Here is a 15101-nt window from a genome sequence, read left to right on the forward strand (position 1 = left end):
GGAGCGTTGCTCGATCACCTGTTCCGTAAGGAGTGCGGCGTATTCTAGCGAATCGCCCGGAATTGTCAATCGATGATTTGGAAGCGGACTTCAAAAACATCAAACAAAACAATCACCTGCAAACCTCTTTCACCGCTGGTAACGCCATGCGTCCCCGGCAGCGGATGCGTACTTTACGCACGATCCGGGCTGAGCACAAGGGCTTTCTGGCCAGATACCGCAATTCATTCAAACACGCTCATGCTGGTACGGCATGCTCCAGCATCAGCTGCAGCGATTCTCTCCCCCGCCAGCGATTGCGCGACAGCTTGTAAGCACACTTCAGAGCGGCCCCCACGCCGAATGCCGGCGATTCCCCCGGCGACAGCGCCCGGAACCAGATCGCCTTGAGGCGTGTACGCCCGAGCGAGAGCTCAAGCGACAGATGTGTGCCATCGGCACCTACCGGTCGCAGACTCTCGACCAGGAAACTGCCCTCGAACAGCGGTGCCTCGAACTCACGCCCGAAAGGTGCCAGACGCTCGAGCTCATCCAGGGTCTCCAGGCTCAACTGCCCTTCTGCCAGTTCACCATCACTGAGAATCAAGGGGTTGAGCGCCCTTTCACCCAATTGCTCCGCGGCCGCCTGTTGCAGAGCACAAGTGAAGGTATCCTTCTCCGCCAGGGGCAAGCCCACCCCTGCCGCACCCCTGTGCCCACCGAAACGCGGCAGACACTGCGGTGCCAGGTCATGCGCTCGCTGCAACGCATCCCGCAGATGCAATCCTTCGATGGAGCGCCCGGACCCGGTCAACATGCCGGGCACCGCGGCTGGTGTCAGCACGACGGTCGGACGCCCGAACTGCTGCACGAGACGTGAAGCGACAATGCCCTGCACTCCCGGGTGACCATCTTCCAGATGCACCACGATCACCTGATGCCCTTCCCGCAACGAGGCGAGCGCCAAGGCGCGCGCCGACTCCACCATCTCGGCTTCGATCGCCTTGCGCGACTGATTGTCCTGATCGAGCACCTCCAGCGCGCGCTGAGCAGCCTCATCTTCACGCGCCAGCATGAAATGCAGTGCGGCGTAAGGATCATCCAGTCGTGAGCGGGCATTGATGCGCGGCCCCATCTGGAAGGCCAGCGTCTCGGCATCGAAGGGCACGCTATCGGCCCCGAGCCGCTCTGCCATGGCTCGCCAGCAGGGCTCCTGCATGCGATTGATCAACGTCAGACCCAGATTGACCACCGCACGATTGATCGCACTGCCCCCCAGTGACACACAGTCCGCCACCGTCCCCAGCGCCACATATGACAGCCATGGCGACAACTTGGGTGCATCCCCCGGCAATCTGCCTTGCTCGATCAGCACATTGCGCGTCAATGACATGGTCAACCAGGCCACCATGCAACCGGCGATGGTCGCATCCGGATAGGCACAATCGTCACGTGTCGGATTGACGGTCGCGTAGGCGGAAGCCGGCGGCCCTTCCTGAGGCAGCGCATGGTGATCCGTCACCACCACCTCAATGCCTGCCTCCTTGAGCAATGCCAGGCGCGCCTCATCGCTGGAACCACAATCCGCGGTGACGATCAGGCTCGGGCGCGGCGACAGTGTCATGATGCGCTCGACCAGCGGCAGACTGATGCCGTAACCATCGTGGATGCGATGACCGATCAGACTGTGCACGCGGTCGTAGGGCACATCGAACAGCTCCGTCAGCGTGCGTAGCATCACCACATGCGAGGTGATGCCGTCCACGTCATAGTCCGTGAGGATGCCGATGTGCTCACCCTCGGCGACAGCACGCGCGATGCGCTCTGCCGCCCGCCGGCCATCCGCCAGCCGCTCGGGATGCTCGATGTGCCGGAGCGCCGGCGTGACCAGCGCCTCCAGCGGCGCCTTGCAGCTCTCCAGCGTCAACCGCCCTGCCAGTACTCGTGCCTGCAGTTCGCTGAGCCCCGTCGCGATCCCCTGCTGGTAGAGGCGCTCATCTCTGACGCGAGGCTGGATGACCCGCGCGATGCTGGCCGCCAGCGTACGCTCACCAGGGCGCGATGCGGTGCCTTGTGCCAAGGAGGGTGACAAGGAGGGAGTGACAGACATGAAGAACTCCTGACAAACGACATGGCCGTCATTTCGACAGCGGACTGCGAAATGACGGCCATGAAAGAAGGACGACGGCTCAGCCCCGGAGGCCTGAGCCGTCGTTGATGCGATCACCCGCGGCGATTCTCGCGCACGAAGTCCTGCACGGCAGCCAGCTCGGCCGGCAGCACGCTATAGCGCTCTTCGCGCTCCAGCAGGTCATGCAGATGTGGCGGCAGATCGACACCCGCGAAACCAGCACGCGCCACCGCTTCGGCGAACTTGGCCGGATGCGCCGTCGCCAGCGTGATCATCGGCGTCGCGGTATCCGTCCGGCAGACTTCTGCCGCGCGATAGCCTGTCGCCGTATGCGGATCGAGGATCTCGCCGGTGCGCTGATGCGCTTCACGGATGACTTCGAGAATCGTCTCGTCGTCGACACTGTGGCTGGAGAACAGCTCCCGCAGCTTGGCCAGCGGGGCATCTGCCAGCGCCGCCGGTTCGCGCGAGAAGTGCTCGAGCAGTTCACGGATCGCCTGACCATCACGGCCATAGGCTTCGAACAGCAGACGCTCGAAGTTGGAGGACACCACGATATCCATTGACGGTGCCAGCGTCGCCTTCAGCTCCTGACGCGAGAAGTCGTTGGAGGAGATGGTGCGATGCAGGATGTCATTGGCGTTGGTGGCGATCACCAGCTGACGTACCGGCAGACCCATGCGCGAGGCCAGATAGCCGGCAAAGATGTTGCCGAAGTTGGCCGACGGCACCGTGAAGCTGACCTGACGCGCCGGAGCGCCCAGCGCCACACCGGCGGCCACGTAGTAGACGGTCTGGGCCATGATGCGCGCCCAGTTGATCGAGTTGACCGCGACCAGACGCGTGCCATCCAGGAAATCCTGGTCGGCGAAGCTGGCCTTCACCATCGCCTGGGCATCGTCGAAGTTGCCTTCGATGGCGACGTTGAAGACGTTGGGTGCCAGCACGGAGGTCATCTGGCGGCGCTGCACTTCGGAGACGCGGTTGTGCGGATGCAGGATGAAGATATCCACATGATCGCAGGCACGGCAGCCCTCGATGGCGGCAGAACCGGTATCACCGGAGGTCGCGCCCATGATCACCGCACGCTCGCCACGCTTGGCGAGGAAGTGATCGAGCAGGCGACCCAGCAGCTGCAGCGCGACATCCTTGAAGGCCAGCGTCGGGCCGTGGAACAGCTCCAGCAGGTAATGGTTGCTGTCGAGCTGATTGAGCGGCACGACCGCATCGTGACTGAAGGTCGCGTAGGTCTCGCGCACGAGTTCACGGAAGGTCTCGTCATCGATGGCACCATCGACGAAGGGCTTCATGACACGGAAGGCGATTTCCGCATAGGACTCACCAGCCATCGCCGTCAGTTCCTCGGCACTGAACTGCGGCAGGGTTTCCGGCACATACAGGCCACCATCGCTGGCAAGCCCCGTGAGGACCACATCTTCAAAACCGAGCGCCGGCGCCTGGCCGCGCGTGGAGATATAACGCATGTCGTGTCTTCCCGTGGCGTTCGCCACCGTTATGATTCTTGCTCTTCCGGCCTGCGCCGGCTGCCCAGCGGTACCGAGCCATCTACCTCGATGACCCGGTACCGTTTGCCCGCGATCAGGCGTTGTCGTCGAGATCCTCGACGCGAATGCGCACCACGGAACCGGCGACATCCACCAGCGCTTCCAGCTGGCGAATCGCTTCGTTCATGTGCAGTTCGCGCGCGCGGTGCGTGAGCAGAATGATCGGCACCAGCTCGCCTTCGGTGGCTTCCTTCTGGATGATCGCCTCGATGGAGATGCCCTGTTCGGAGAGAATCGACGCGACACGCGCCAGCACGCCCGGACGATCCACCGCATGCAGACGCAGGTAGCAGGCCGTCTCGATCTCCTCCATCGGCAGGATCGGCAGGGTGTCACCGTGCTGATTGATCTCGGCGAAGGCCAGATACGGCACGCGGTAGCGGTGGTCGGTGGCGATATCGCGCGCCACATCGAGCAGATCCGCCACGACGGCAGAGGCAGTCGGCTCGGCACCGGCGCCGGCACCATAGTAGAGGGTGGGGCCCACTGCATCGCCCATCACCTCGATGGCATTCTTGACGCCATGCACGTTGGCCAGCAGGCGCTCCTTGGGAATCAGCGTCGGATGCACGCGCAGCTCAAGGCCCTTGGCCGTGGCGCGGGTGATCCCCAGGTGCTTGATGATATAGCCCAGGTTGTCGGCCTGCTCGATGTCATCGGCCGTGATGCGCGAGATGCCTTCGGTGTAGGCCTTGTCGAACTGCAGCGGCACGCCGAAGGCGATGGAGGCCAGGATGGTCAGCTTGTGGGCAGCATCGATGCCTTCAACGTCGAAGGTCGGGTCCGCTTCGGCATAGCCCAGCGCCTGCGCCTCGGCCAGCACGTCATCGAAACTGCGGCCTTCATCGCGCATCGCGCTGAGAATGAAGTTGCCGGTGCCGTTGATGATGCCGGCCAGCCACTGGATACGGTTGGCGCCCAGGCCTTCCCGCAGGGACTTGATGACCGGGATGCCACCGGCGACCGCTGCCTCGAAGGCCACCATCACCCCTTTCTCGGCCGCGGCGCGGAAGATCTCGTTGCCGTGCACGGCGATCAGCGCCTTGTTGGCGGTCACGACATGCTTGCCGTTGGCGATCGCTTCCATCACCAACTCATAGGCCACATCATAGCCACCGATCAGTTCGACCAGCACATCGATCTCGGGGTTGCGCGCGACCTCGAAGATGTCATGCGTGCGGCTGACGCCGGTGATATCGCAGTCAGGGTTGTCACGACGAGCGCCAACCTGTTCGACGATAATCGGGCGTCCAGCACGACGCGCAATCTCATCGGCATTGCGTACCAGCACGTTGAACGTGCCGCCGCCTACGGTACCCAGACCACAGATTCCTACTTTCACCGGTTTCAACGTCGCTTTCCTCTCTTGTTACGGTATCCAGCCTTGGAGGCCGCGCCGGAGCGCCATGGCCTTGCCGACCTGTCGTCGGTCTATTATCCAGACGGCTCGCGTCTGTGTCTTTCGTGACCACGGTAGCAAGGCAGGACGCCCTGTCAACGCGCAGCCACTCTGAGGCGTCACGCCATCAGCCATCCAGTCCCAACATGGTGGTCAGGCGATCCACCGGCAGATAGCCCGGCACCATCTTGCCATCCGGCATCACGATGGCCGGTGTGCCCTGCACGCCCATGCGCGTACCGAGCTGATACTGGCTTTCCACCGGGGCATCACAGCTGGCTTCCTGCTTGGGCGCCTGCCTCTGATTCTTGATCTGGTTCATCGCCTCGGTGCGATTCTCGGCACACCATACCTGAGCCAGCTCGCGTGCGCCCTGCGAGCGCAGACCGCCACGCGGGAAGGCCAGATAACGCACTTCGACACCACGCGCATTGAGCTCCGGCACTTCCTCATGCAGCTTGCGGCAATAGGGGCAGGTGGTGTCAGTGAAGACGCTGATCACCGCCTTGACCTCACCCGCCGGCCGGAAGATGACCATGTCGTCCTCACTGACCTCGGCCAGCAGCTTCTGGCGCTCGCCATTGGCCTTCTGCTCGCTGAGATTCACCAGCCCCTTGTCACCGTCGTTGCGGTACATTTCCCCGACGATCAGGTGCTTGCCCGTCGCATCGGTGAAGAAGGTCTCGCCGCTGGTGAGCTTCACCTCGAAGAGACCCTCGATCGGACTGGAAGCCAGCGACTCCACCGGCAACGGCTGGCCATTGACCACCAGCTTGTCACGCAGGTCATCCAGCGCGTCAGCCTGGGCGAGCGGTGCCATCACGCTCAGCAGGGTAGCAGCGCTCAACAGACGCAACGCCTGTGGCAGGCGCTGCGGGCGGCGGGTGAACTTGCTCATCAGACTCTCCTTGGCGTCCGCGGGGCGAAGTGCCTGGTATCAACCACGCGGATGATGTTCGGCGTGCAGGCGTTCCAGACGCGCCTGAGCCACATGGGTATAGATCTGGGTCGTGGATAGATCACGATGACCCAGCAACAGCTGCACGACACGCAGGTTGGCACCATGATTGAGCAGGTGCGTCGCAAAGGCGTGGCGCAGGGTATGCGGTGACAGGGGCTTGTCGATACCGGCCGTGACGGCGTGGCGCCGGATGCGGTGCCAGAAGGTCTGCCGCGTCATGGCCTTGTCATGCCGACCGGGAAACAGCGCCGGGCGCGTCTGGTCGGCCATCATCGCAGGTCGGCCAGCCGACAGCCAGCGTGACAGCCAGTCACAGGCCTCCTCGCCCAACGGCACCAGACGCTCGCGATCGCCCTTGCCGATCACTCTGACCACACCCTGGCGCAGATTGAGCGCATCGACCCGCAGACCGACCAGTTCACTGATGCGCAATCCCGCGCCATAGAGCACCTCCAGCATGGTCCGGTCGCGCAGGCCGATGGCCGTCTCGAGATCCGGCGCCTCCAGCAGGCGCTCGACTTCCTCCTCGTCGAGCGTGCCGGGCAGGCTGGGGATCACGCGGGGAAGGCGCACCTCATGCACGGGATCCGCCTCGATCATGCCCTCGGCCAGTGCCCAGCGATAGAACCGCCGCAACGCAGACAACAGTCGCGCGGTGGAGCGAAGCGCATGCGATTCACGTCGTGAGTCACAGAATGCCTGCACCTGCACAGGGGTCGCCTCCAGCAATGGCGTGGCTTCGCCTCCGGACTCCTGCTGCTCCAGCAACCACCGCTGCCAGCTCTCGAGGTCACTTCGATAGGCACCAAGCGTGTTGTCACTGGCGCCGCGCTCCAGCCACAACGTATCGAGAAATGCCGCGACCAGCGTCTCGTCATCCTTCATGCCTGCTTCCTCCTTCCCGATGCGCGCAACCGACACCTTCCGGCGCGACGACTGCCGAATTCTACCGTGACGCCCTGACGTTGAAATGAATCCGACGGTCACTGCGGCAACTTTCCCTCATCCACAGACACAAAGACCCCGCCATGCGAGGCATGGCGGGGTCTTTGTGTGGCGGAGGAGCAAGTGGCAATTCGCTCCTCCGCCGTACTGCCGAGTTCTGCAGTCAGGGAATGCGGAGCGCTTAGCCCAGCTTTTCCTTGATGCGTGCAGACTTGCCGCTACGCTCACGGAGGTAGTACAGCTTGGCCTGACGGACGTCACCACGACGCTTGACGTCGATGGCAGCAACCTGCGGGCTGTAAGTCTGGAAAGTACGCTCGACGCCCACACCGTGGGAGATCTTGCGGACGGTGAAGGCGGAGTTCAGACCGCGGTTACGCTTGCCGATCACCACGCCTTCGAAGGCCTGCAGACGCTCGCGGGTACCTTCGACGACCTTGACCTGGACGACGATGGTGTCGCCCGGTGCAAAGGCCGGGATTTCCTTGGCCATCTGCTCGTTTTCGATCGCCTGGATCAGTTTGTTCTTGCTGCTCATCGCTAGCTCCAAATTCGTTAGCATCAACCCTGAGGCTGATGTTCGTCATGACCCCGGCACCGCAAACGGCCTTGAACACGGGGATCGACCTTGTGTGTGACGCGCCACGGGGCTCCCGCAAGATGACTCCGGGCCGTGCCGCACCTCCGCCACGGTGGCGGCCTTCTCCTGACGGCGAACGCGAGGTCCGCGAAGGTCAGGCCTTGCCTTTCCGGGCGTGCTGCGCGATGAACTCGTCGAGCAGCTTGCGCTCCTCACGAGTCAACGTGCGGCTCTCCAGCAGATCCGGACGCCTGAGCCAGGTACGTCCCAGAGACTGTTGCAACCGCCAGCGCTTGATCAGGGCATGATTGCCACTGAGCAGCACTTCCGGCACTCGCTTGCCGTCGATGACTTCGGGGCGAGTGTAGTGCGGACAATCGAGCAGGCCGTCGGTGAAGGAATCCTCCTCCGCACTGGCTTCATGCCCGAGTACGCCCGGCACCAGGCGCGCTACCGTATCGATCAGGACCATGGCTGGCAGCTCACCGCCAGACAGGACGTAATCGCCGATCGACCATTCCTCGTCGATCTCCTCTTCCACCACGCGTTCGTCAATGCCTTCATAGCGTCCGGCCACCACGATCAGGCGCTCATTCGTCGCCAGTTCGCGGGCACCGGCCTGATCCAGCTTGCGGCCTTGCGGGGAGAGATAGATCACGCGGGCGTCGTCACCGCCAGCGGCACGGGCGTCACGAATGGCGCCTCGCAGGGTCTCGACCTTCATCAACATGCCGGGACCACCGCCGTAGGGACGATCATCGACCGTACGGTGCCTGTCGGTGGCGTAGTCACGCGGGTTCCAGAAATCGACCTCGAGCAGGCCCTTGTCGACCGCTCGGCCGGTCACGCCACTGGCGGTGATCGCCGTGAACATTTCCGGAAACAGACTTACTACACCAATCCACACAGGCGTCAGCTCTCTGTGCTTTTCATCAGAATTCGGGATCCCAATCGACGCTCATGCGTCCATTGACGAGATCCACATCGCGAACCACCTGATCGGGCAGGTACGGCACGAGCCGTTCCTTCTCATCGATGCTGTCGTCGTTCGGCTTGATCACCAGAACGTCGTTGGCACCGGTTTCCATCAGGGTGTTCACTTGTCCGAGGCGCTGGCCATCCAGCGTCACCACCTCGAGACCTTCCAGTTGATGCCAGTAGTACTCACCCACCTCGAGCTGCGGCAGTTGCTGCTTGGGCAGGAGAATCTCCGCCCCGGCCAGCGCCTGCGCCGCTTCGCGATCGTCGACACCTTCCAGCTGCGCCACCAGACCCTTGCCATGACGACGTGCCTGGGCAAGTCGCGCGGGAATCTGCTTCCCGTCAAGCTTCAGGATCCAGCCGGCATAGTCGAAGATGCCATCGATCGGGCTGGTGTAGGAGTACACCTTGAGCCAGCCTTTCACGCCATAGGGGCTGGTAAGCTTCCCCATGACCACCACATCATCGCCATGCGAGGTGTGTGCGGTCGGCTGCGGGTTGTTCGAGTGAGTAGGCATCCTGGAAATCAAGCCTGCTGCTTGCCAGCTTCCTTGATCAGCTGAGCGACACGGTCAGAGACCTGTGCGCCCTGCTGCTGCCAGTGAGCGATGCGCTCGAGATCGATGCGCAGACGCTCTTCCTGGCCGCGAGCGACCGGGTTGAAGAAGCCGACGCGCTCGATGAAGCGGCCATCACGGGCTGTGCGGGAATCAGCTACAGCCAGGTGGTAGAAGGGACGCTTCTTGGCGCCACCACGTGCCAGACGAATGGTAACCATTGCGTAATCTGTCCTTCGTGTTGAAGTGAAAATCGTGCCACAGAACTCGGCTTCGCATGGAGGGTCCACACGAAGAGGCGACATTCTACGGAAAATGCCAAGCCTTGGAAACCTTTTTCCATGGCCATACGCGCGCCCCGCGACACGAGCCGTGTCACGGGGCGCGATTCGTGACTCTGACGCCACGAAATCCTGTCGGCGAGAACCTCAGAGCCTTGCCGGAGACTCAGCGACGCGGGAAGCGTCCGCCGCCCGGGCCACCCATGCCTCCCATTCCGCCGGGACCGCCCATGCCGCCGGGGCCACCCATGCCACCGGGACCGCCGCCGCCCATCATGCCGGACATGCCACGCATCATCTTCTGCATGCCACCTTTCTTGCCGGCCTTCTTCATCATCTTGGCCATCTGCTTGTGCTGCTTGAGCAGACGATTGAGGTCCGGCACCTGGGTACCGGAGCCCATGCAGATGCGACGCTTGCGCGAGCCATTGATGAGATCCGGGTTGCGACGCTCCTTGGGTGTCATGGAGTTGATCATCGCCTCGAGCTTGCCCAGCTCCTTCTCGCTGGCCTGGCTCTGAGCAACTTCCGCCAGCTGCCCCATGCCCGGCAGCTTGGACATCAGGCTGCCCATGCCACCCATGTTCTTGAGCTGCTGAAGCTGGTCGCGGAAGTCCTCGAGATCGAAGCCCGAGCCTTTCTGGACCTTCTTGGCCAGCTGCTCGGCCTTGGTCTTGTCGACGCTGCGCTCGGCTTCCTCGATCAGCGACAGCATGTCGCCCATGCCGAGGATGCGCGAGGCGATGCGGTCCGGGTGGAAGGGCTCGAGGGCATCGACCTTCTCCCCCATCCCCATGAACTTGATCGGCTTGCCGGTGATGTGGCGAACGGACAGCGCCGCACCACCACGCGCATCACCATCGGCCTTGGTCAGCACGACACCGGTCAGCGGCAGGGCTTCATGGAAGGCCTTGGCGGTATTGGCGGCATCCTGACCGGTCATCGCATCGACGACGAACAGCGTCTCATCAGGATTGACGCTGCGATGCAGCGCCGCGATCTCGTCCATCATGTCGGCATCGACATGCAGACGGCCGGCGGTATCCACCAGCACCACGTCGTGGAACTGGATACGCGCGTGCTTCATCGCCGCTTCAGCGATGGCGACAGGCTGCTGGGAGGAGTCGGAGGGGAAGAAATCCACCTCGACTTCCCTGGCCAGCGTTTCCAGCTGGTCGATGGCGGCCGGACGATAGACGTCCGCCGAGACCACCAGCACCTTCTTCTTCTCGCGCTCACGCAGATAACGCGCCAGCTTGGCGACGGTGGTCGTCTTGCCCGCACCCTGCAGACCCGCCATCAGAATGACGGCCGGGCTGCCCTTGAGCACCAGACCTTCATTGGCTTCGCCCATGATCGCTTCCAGCTCCTGCTGGACGATCTTGACGAACTGCTGACCCGGCGACAGGCTCTTGGACACTTCCTGACCGACGGCACGCTCGCGCACGCGGTCGATGAAGGCCTTGACCACCGACAGTGCGACATCCGCCTCAAGCAACGCACGGCGCACTTCACGCAGCGTGTCCTTGATGTTGTCTTCCGTCAGCTTGGCCTGGCCGGTAATCGACTTCAGCGTCTGCGACAGGCGATCACTCAAACTTTGAAACATGGGCCTCTCCGGCTAGGGACGTCTGGGGGCCGCTCGCAGCGGCTCGAGAACAGTGCTGTCCTCGATTCCGGGGGTCACGGCATGACGCCCCAGCGCGTGAATGGTTCATCCTGTGGCGCATTATACGCACAGGGCGGGTCTGTCTCCATGATGGGGACACTCAAGCGCCGACCAAATCCTCTCTCGCCGGGAATTCTCTCCCCGACACGGCTCCGCCAGCCTCCTCAAAGCGCGTGGCGTGGATGCAATCACATGAGTGCATTCGGTATAGTCACATCATATAGGCAGCGTCTCGTACAGGACCTGCCTCCTCGTACATCCTCGGCACCTGGACAACAGCACATGCAGGCTCTGCCCTTTGCCTTTCTGGCCATCATCTTCTATCTCGGCGCCGGCCTGTGGCAGGGCCTGACGCTCATCCGCCGGGTACCGTCCAGACCACGTCTGGTACGCGGCCTGGCACTGGTAGCCGTCGCCTGCCATGCCGTGATCGTCTGGCTCACCATCAGCCATGGCGGCGAGCTGCACCTCGGACTGTTCGAGAGCGCTTCGCTGGTCAGCTGGGCCATCAGCCTGCTGCTGATCCTGGCCAGCATGTTCAAGCCGGTGATTGCCGGCGGTGCTGCCCTCTTCCCCGTGGCGGCCATCTGCGTCCTTGGCGTGATGAATCTTCCCAGCGCCAATACCGAGAATCCACTTTCTGCGGGACTCATCGCCCACATCCTCACCTCGGTGGCGGCACTGGCCTTCTTCAGCATCTCGGCCATGCAGGCCGGTCTGCTGTCATTGCAGCAACATGCGCTGAAGAAGCGTCACACCCGCGGCATCGTCCAGGTACTGCCCGCGCTGACCAGCATGGAGCGCGCACTGTTCGAGCTGATCTGGGCCGGAATGATCCTGCTCAGCGTGTCGATTCTCAGCGGCATGATCTACCTCGACAACCTGTTCGCCCAGCACCTCGCGCACAAGACGGTCCTGAGCTTCGGCGCCTGGGTGATCTTTGCCGTGCTGCTGTTCGGCCATCATGTCCTGGGCTGGCGCGGACAGCGCGCGGCGCGCTGGACGCTGGGCGGCTGCCTGGTGCTGGCGCTGGCCTTCTTCGGCACCAAGTTCGCCCTGCAGGTCGTGTTTTCCCACTGAGCGTCGCTGTCGTGACGAGCAGCACCCGCAGCAGCTGGTGCATTGCCGTCACGGCAGCAGTATCATGCGCGTAAATCCGCCACCGAGGACCCTTCACTCTTGAGCGACGACACCCCGCTGGGGCTGCTGTTCGGCCTGCTGGTCATCCTGATCTTCCTGTCTGCCTTCTTCTCGAGCTCCGAGACCGGCATGATGTCGATCAACCGCTATCGCCTGAGCCACCGCGAGAAGAGCGGTGAGCGCGGCGCCAAGCGCGTCACCCGCCTGCTATCTCGCCCGGACCGTCTGATCGGCGTCATCCTGATCGGCAACAACTTCGTCAACAATCTGGCAGCGTCTCTGGCCACCATCATTGCCATCCATTACTTCGGTGATGTCTCCGGCCCTGCCATCTCCACTGCCGTCCTCACCATCGTGGTGCTGATCTTCGCCGAAGTGACGCCCAAGACCATGGCCGCCGTGAATCCCGAGCGTATCGCCTATCCGGCGTCGGTGATTCTCGAACCCATGCTCAAGCTGCTCTATCCGCTGGTCTGGCTGGTCAATGGCATTTCCAATGGCCTGCTGCGCCTGTTCGGCGTTCGCGATGTCAGCGGCGGGGCCGACAGCCTGACCCGTGACGAGCTGCGCACCGTGGTCCACGAGGCTGGCAGCATGATCCCGCGCCGTCACCAGGGCATGCTGCTGTCGATCCTCGACCTCGAGAACGTCACCGTCGATGACATCATGGTGCCGCGTCAGGAAATCTTCGGTATCGACCTCGATGATGATCTCGACATCATTCTCAGTCATATCCGCGCCAGTCAGCACACGCGAGTGCCGATCTACAAGGGTGACATCAACAACATCATCGGCATCCTGCACCTGCGAAATGCGGCCCGTTTCCTGTCACTGGACGAGGTCACCAAGGCCTCCATCATCCAGGAGGCCCGCGAGCCCTACTTCATCCCGGAATCCACCCCGCTGCATACCCAGCTGCTCAATTTCCAGAAGCAGAAGCGCCGCATCGGCATCGTGGTCGACGAGTATGGCGATGTGCAGGGGCTGGCGACACTGGAGGATATCCTTGAGGAGATCGTCGGCGAGTTCACCACCGACGTGGCCGGCACCCATCAGGAAATCCATCCTCAGGACAACGGCAGCTACGTGATCGAGGGTACCGCCAACATCCGCGAGATCAACAAGGCCATCGGCTGGCAGCTGCCGACCGATGGCCCCAAGACGCTCAATGGTCTGATCCTCGAGCACCTGGAATCCTTCCCGGATGCGCCAGCCAGTCTGGCCATCGGCACGACCCGCATCGAGATCCAGCAGGTCAAGGACAACCAGATCACCTCGGCACGCTGCTGGCAGGCCTCGCGCACCACGCGTACCTGATCCAGCGCCTGCAGGGTAACGTTGCAGCGTCATGCGCGAAGGGCCCGCCATCTGGCGGGCCCTTCGCGTTCACGTCCATTGCAATGCGGTGTTGCACGCCACGGGGCGGCCAATGCCGGAGACACACGCTATCCTGTGCCTGCCCGGAACGCCGGGCCGCCGGCTCGCCGGGCCGCCGGATCGCCGGATCGCCGGATCGCCGGACCACCTTTTCCTGCACTGCCCACTACCCGCAAATGGCCCTCATGACCCAAGCCTCTTCCCCGACGACTGTCCTGCACCACCACCCCGCACGCTTCACGCTGATGCTGGCACTGATGGTGGCGCTCGCGCCTCTGGCGACCGACGCCTACCTGCCCGCCATGCCTTCCATGGCAGGCGACTTCGGTGTGGACGAGCATCGCATCGGCCTGACCATCACCATGTTCTTCTTCGGCTACGCGATGGGTCAGCTGGGCGGTGGTCCGCTGTCCGACAGTCTCGGACGCCGCCCCGTCGCCCTGAGTGGTTTCGTGCTGTTTCTCGTCGCCGGACTCGGTTGCGCACTGACACGAGACTTCCACTGGCTGCTGGTCTGGCGAGTGCTTCAGGGCATCGCCACCGGCATGACCGGCGGTGTCTCGCGCACCGTGGTGAGAGACGTCGCGACCGGCAAGGACGCCGCGCGCCTGATGACCAACGTGACCATGGTACTGATGACGGCGCCACTGATAGCGCCGTCCCTGGGCGCCCTGGTGATCTCGCTGAGCCACTGGACGACGATCTTCTTCGCGCTGGGAGTCTACGGGCTGATAGTCGGTCTGATCATCCATCGCTGGCTGCCGGAGACCCACCCCGCCAGCGAGCGCACGCCCTTCAGACCACGCAACGTGCTGCGCAGCTATGGCGACGTCCTCACCACCCGGGGAGTCCCGGGGCACCTGATGCTGATCCTGTGCGGGCCCGGCATCATGTTCACCTTCATCACCAATGCCAGCTACCTGTATCAAGGGCTGCTCGGGATGACCCCGCCGCAGTTCGCGCTGGCCTTCGGCGCCAATGTGGTCGCGATGTTCGTCGGCAACCGTCTCAATCATCTCGGCCTCAAGCACCTGCGCACGCGCACGCTGGTCAAGCTGGCATTGAGCGTCCAGCTGACCGGCATCACCTGGCTGCTGGGACTGGGCCTCACTGGCACGATCAGCGCCGCCACCCTGATTCCCGGCATGCTGGTGGTACTTGGCGCAGGCGCCATGATCACCCCCAACGTGATGGCGGACTACCAGTCGCTGTTCACCCGCGGCCACGGGGTCGCCAACGCCATCTCGGGCACCGCGCTCTTCCTGGGCGGCGGACTCTACGGTGCGATTGCCAGCCTGTGGCTGAACGGCTCCAACATGCTGCCGGTACCGCTGGTCATGCTTGCCGCATGCCTGGTGGGCGGCATCGGCTTCTGGGTCACCCGCCACACCGCGCCATCCAATCAGCCTGCCGCCCACGGCAGCAGTTCCAGCGCCCCCGCGTAAGCGCCATCACTGTCCGCAGAACGTGAACCGCATACGCAAAGACGCCGCCCGTGAAGCCACGGACGGCGTTTTTTTCAGGGAACGCTCTTGC

13 protein-coding genes are annotated in these 15101 nt (G+C 63.2%); 3 read left to right on the forward strand and 10 right to left on the reverse strand.

Going from position 1 to position 15101, the window contains the following annotated elements:
• Nucleotides 1–238 precede the first annotated feature (238 nt).
• The 10 genes from HXS65_RS17030 to ffh all read right to left on the reverse strand — a co-directional run bounded on the left by HXS65_RS17030 (nt 239) and on the right by ffh (nt 10988).
• Nucleotides 239–2089 carry a DHH family phosphoesterase gene (locus HXS65_RS17030; protein ID WP_176494505.1) on the reverse strand — a complete coding sequence of 617 codons (1851 nt, stop codon included), beginning with the start codon at nt 2087–2089 and terminating at the stop codon, nt 239–241.
• A 113-nt stretch (nt 2090–2202) separates the two neighbouring features.
• Nucleotides 2203–3594 carry a threonine synthase gene (thrC, locus tag HXS65_RS17035; protein ID WP_077373632.1) on the reverse strand — a complete coding sequence of 464 codons (1392 nt, stop codon included), beginning with the start codon at nt 3592–3594 and terminating at the stop codon, nt 2203–2205.
• Nucleotides 3595–3709: 115 nt separating this feature from the next.
• Nucleotides 3710–5026, reverse strand: a complete 1317-nt coding sequence (locus tag HXS65_RS17040; RefSeq protein WP_077373629.1) for a homoserine dehydrogenase — start codon at nt 5024–5026, stop codon at nt 3710–3712.
• Nucleotides 5027–5201: 175 nt separating this feature from the next.
• Nucleotides 5202–5972, reverse strand: coding sequence for a DsbC family protein (locus HXS65_RS17045; protein WP_077373626.1), 771 nt, complete (start codon nt 5970–5972; stop codon nt 5202–5204).
• A gap of 39 nt (nt 5973–6011) precedes the next feature.
• Nucleotides 6012–6920 (reverse strand): site-specific tyrosine recombinase XerD, encoded by a 909-nt coding sequence (xerD, locus tag HXS65_RS17050; RefSeq protein WP_077373623.1) that lies wholly within the window; start codon nt 6918–6920, stop codon nt 6012–6014.
• 241 nt (nt 6921–7161) lie between these two features.
• Nucleotides 7162–7518, reverse strand: a complete 357-nt coding sequence (gene rplS / locus HXS65_RS17055) for a 50S ribosomal protein L19 (RefSeq protein ID WP_043336437.1) — start codon at nt 7516–7518, stop codon at nt 7162–7164.
• Nucleotides 7519–7714: 196 nt separating this feature from the next.
• Nucleotides 7715–8467: a tRNA (guanosine(37)-N1)-methyltransferase TrmD gene (gene trmD / locus HXS65_RS17060; protein ID WP_065392606.1), complete on the reverse strand. Its 753-nt coding sequence runs from the start codon at nt 8465–8467 to the stop codon at nt 7715–7717.
• Between the two features lie 25 nt (nt 8468–8492).
• The gene (gene rimM, locus HXS65_RS17065) at nt 8493–9059 is read right to left on the reverse strand and encodes a ribosome maturation factor RimM (RefSeq protein ID WP_065392605.1); all 567 of its coding nucleotides are present in this window, start codon (nt 9057–9059) and stop codon (nt 8493–8495) included.
• An 8-nt stretch (nt 9060–9067) separates the two neighbouring features.
• Nucleotides 9068–9319 carry a 30S ribosomal protein S16 gene (rpsP, locus tag HXS65_RS17070; protein WP_065392604.1) on the reverse strand — a complete coding sequence of 84 codons (252 nt, stop codon included), beginning with the start codon at nt 9317–9319 and terminating at the stop codon, nt 9068–9070.
• A 226-nt stretch (nt 9320–9545) separates the two neighbouring features.
• The gene (ffh, locus tag HXS65_RS17075; protein ID WP_176494506.1) at nt 9546–10988 is read right to left on the reverse strand and encodes a signal recognition particle protein; all 1443 of its coding nucleotides are present in this window, start codon (nt 10986–10988) and stop codon (nt 9546–9548) included.
• Nucleotides 10989–11330: 342 nt separating this feature from the next.
• Here ffh and HXS65_RS17080 point away from each other — a divergent pair, with 342 nt between their 5' ends.
• From HXS65_RS17080 to HXS65_RS17090, 3 genes are all read left to right on the forward strand, one after another.
• Entirely contained in the window at nt 11331–12128 is a 798-nt protein-coding gene (locus HXS65_RS17080; protein ID WP_077373617.1) for an inner membrane protein YpjD, read from the forward strand.
• Between the two features lie 99 nt (nt 12129–12227).
• Nucleotides 12228–13505, forward strand: coding sequence for an HlyC/CorC family transporter (locus tag HXS65_RS17085; protein ID WP_077373614.1), 1278 nt, complete (start codon nt 12228–12230; stop codon nt 13503–13505).
• Nucleotides 13506–13750: 245 nt separating this feature from the next.
• Nucleotides 13751–15010, forward strand: coding sequence for a multidrug effflux MFS transporter (locus tag HXS65_RS17090; RefSeq protein WP_176494508.1), 1260 nt, complete (start codon nt 13751–13753; stop codon nt 15008–15010).
• Nucleotides 15011–15101: the final 91 nt, after the last annotated feature.

Origin of the sequence: Cobetia sp. 5-25-4-2 (genome assembly GCF_013374075.1) — a bacterium.
GTDB lineage: Bacteria > Pseudomonadota > Gammaproteobacteria > Pseudomonadales > Halomonadaceae > Cobetia > Cobetia marina.

Bases quoted from the DNA above. Each gene is read 5' to 3' on its own strand.
- HXS65_RS17030 (WP_176494505.1), bottom strand. From the start codon at position 2,089: ATGTCTGTCACTCCCTCCTTGTCACCCTCCTTGGCACAAGGCACCGCA.
- HXS65_RS17090 (WP_176494508.1), top strand. From the start codon at position 13,751: ATGACCCAAGCCTCTTCCCCGACGACTGTCCTGCACCACCACCCCGCA.
- rplS (WP_043336437.1), bottom strand. From the start codon at position 7,518: ATGAGCAGCAAGAACAAACTGATCCAGGCGATCGAAAACGAGCAGATG.
- ffh (WP_176494506.1), bottom strand. From the start codon at position 10,988: ATGTTTCAAAGTTTGAGTGATCGCCTGTCGCAGACGCTGAAGTCGATT.
- thrC (WP_077373632.1), bottom strand. From the start codon at position 3,594: ATGCGTTATATCTCCACGCGCGGCCAGGCGCCGGCGCTCGGTTTTGAA.
- rimM (WP_065392605.1), bottom strand. From the start codon at position 9,059: ATGCCTACTCACTCGAACAACCCGCAGCCGACCGCACACACCTCGCAT.
- xerD (WP_077373623.1), bottom strand. From the start codon at position 6,920: ATGAAGGATGACGAGACGCTGGTCGCGGCATTTCTCGATACGTTGTGG.
- rpsP (WP_065392604.1), bottom strand. From the start codon at position 9,319: ATGGTTACCATTCGTCTGGCACGTGGTGGCGCCAAGAAGCGTCCCTTC.
- HXS65_RS17080 (WP_077373617.1), top strand. From the start codon at position 11,331: ATGCAGGCTCTGCCCTTTGCCTTTCTGGCCATCATCTTCTATCTCGGC.
- HXS65_RS17045 (WP_077373626.1), bottom strand. From the start codon at position 5,972: ATGAGCAAGTTCACCCGCCGCCCGCAGCGCCTGCCACAGGCGTTGCGT.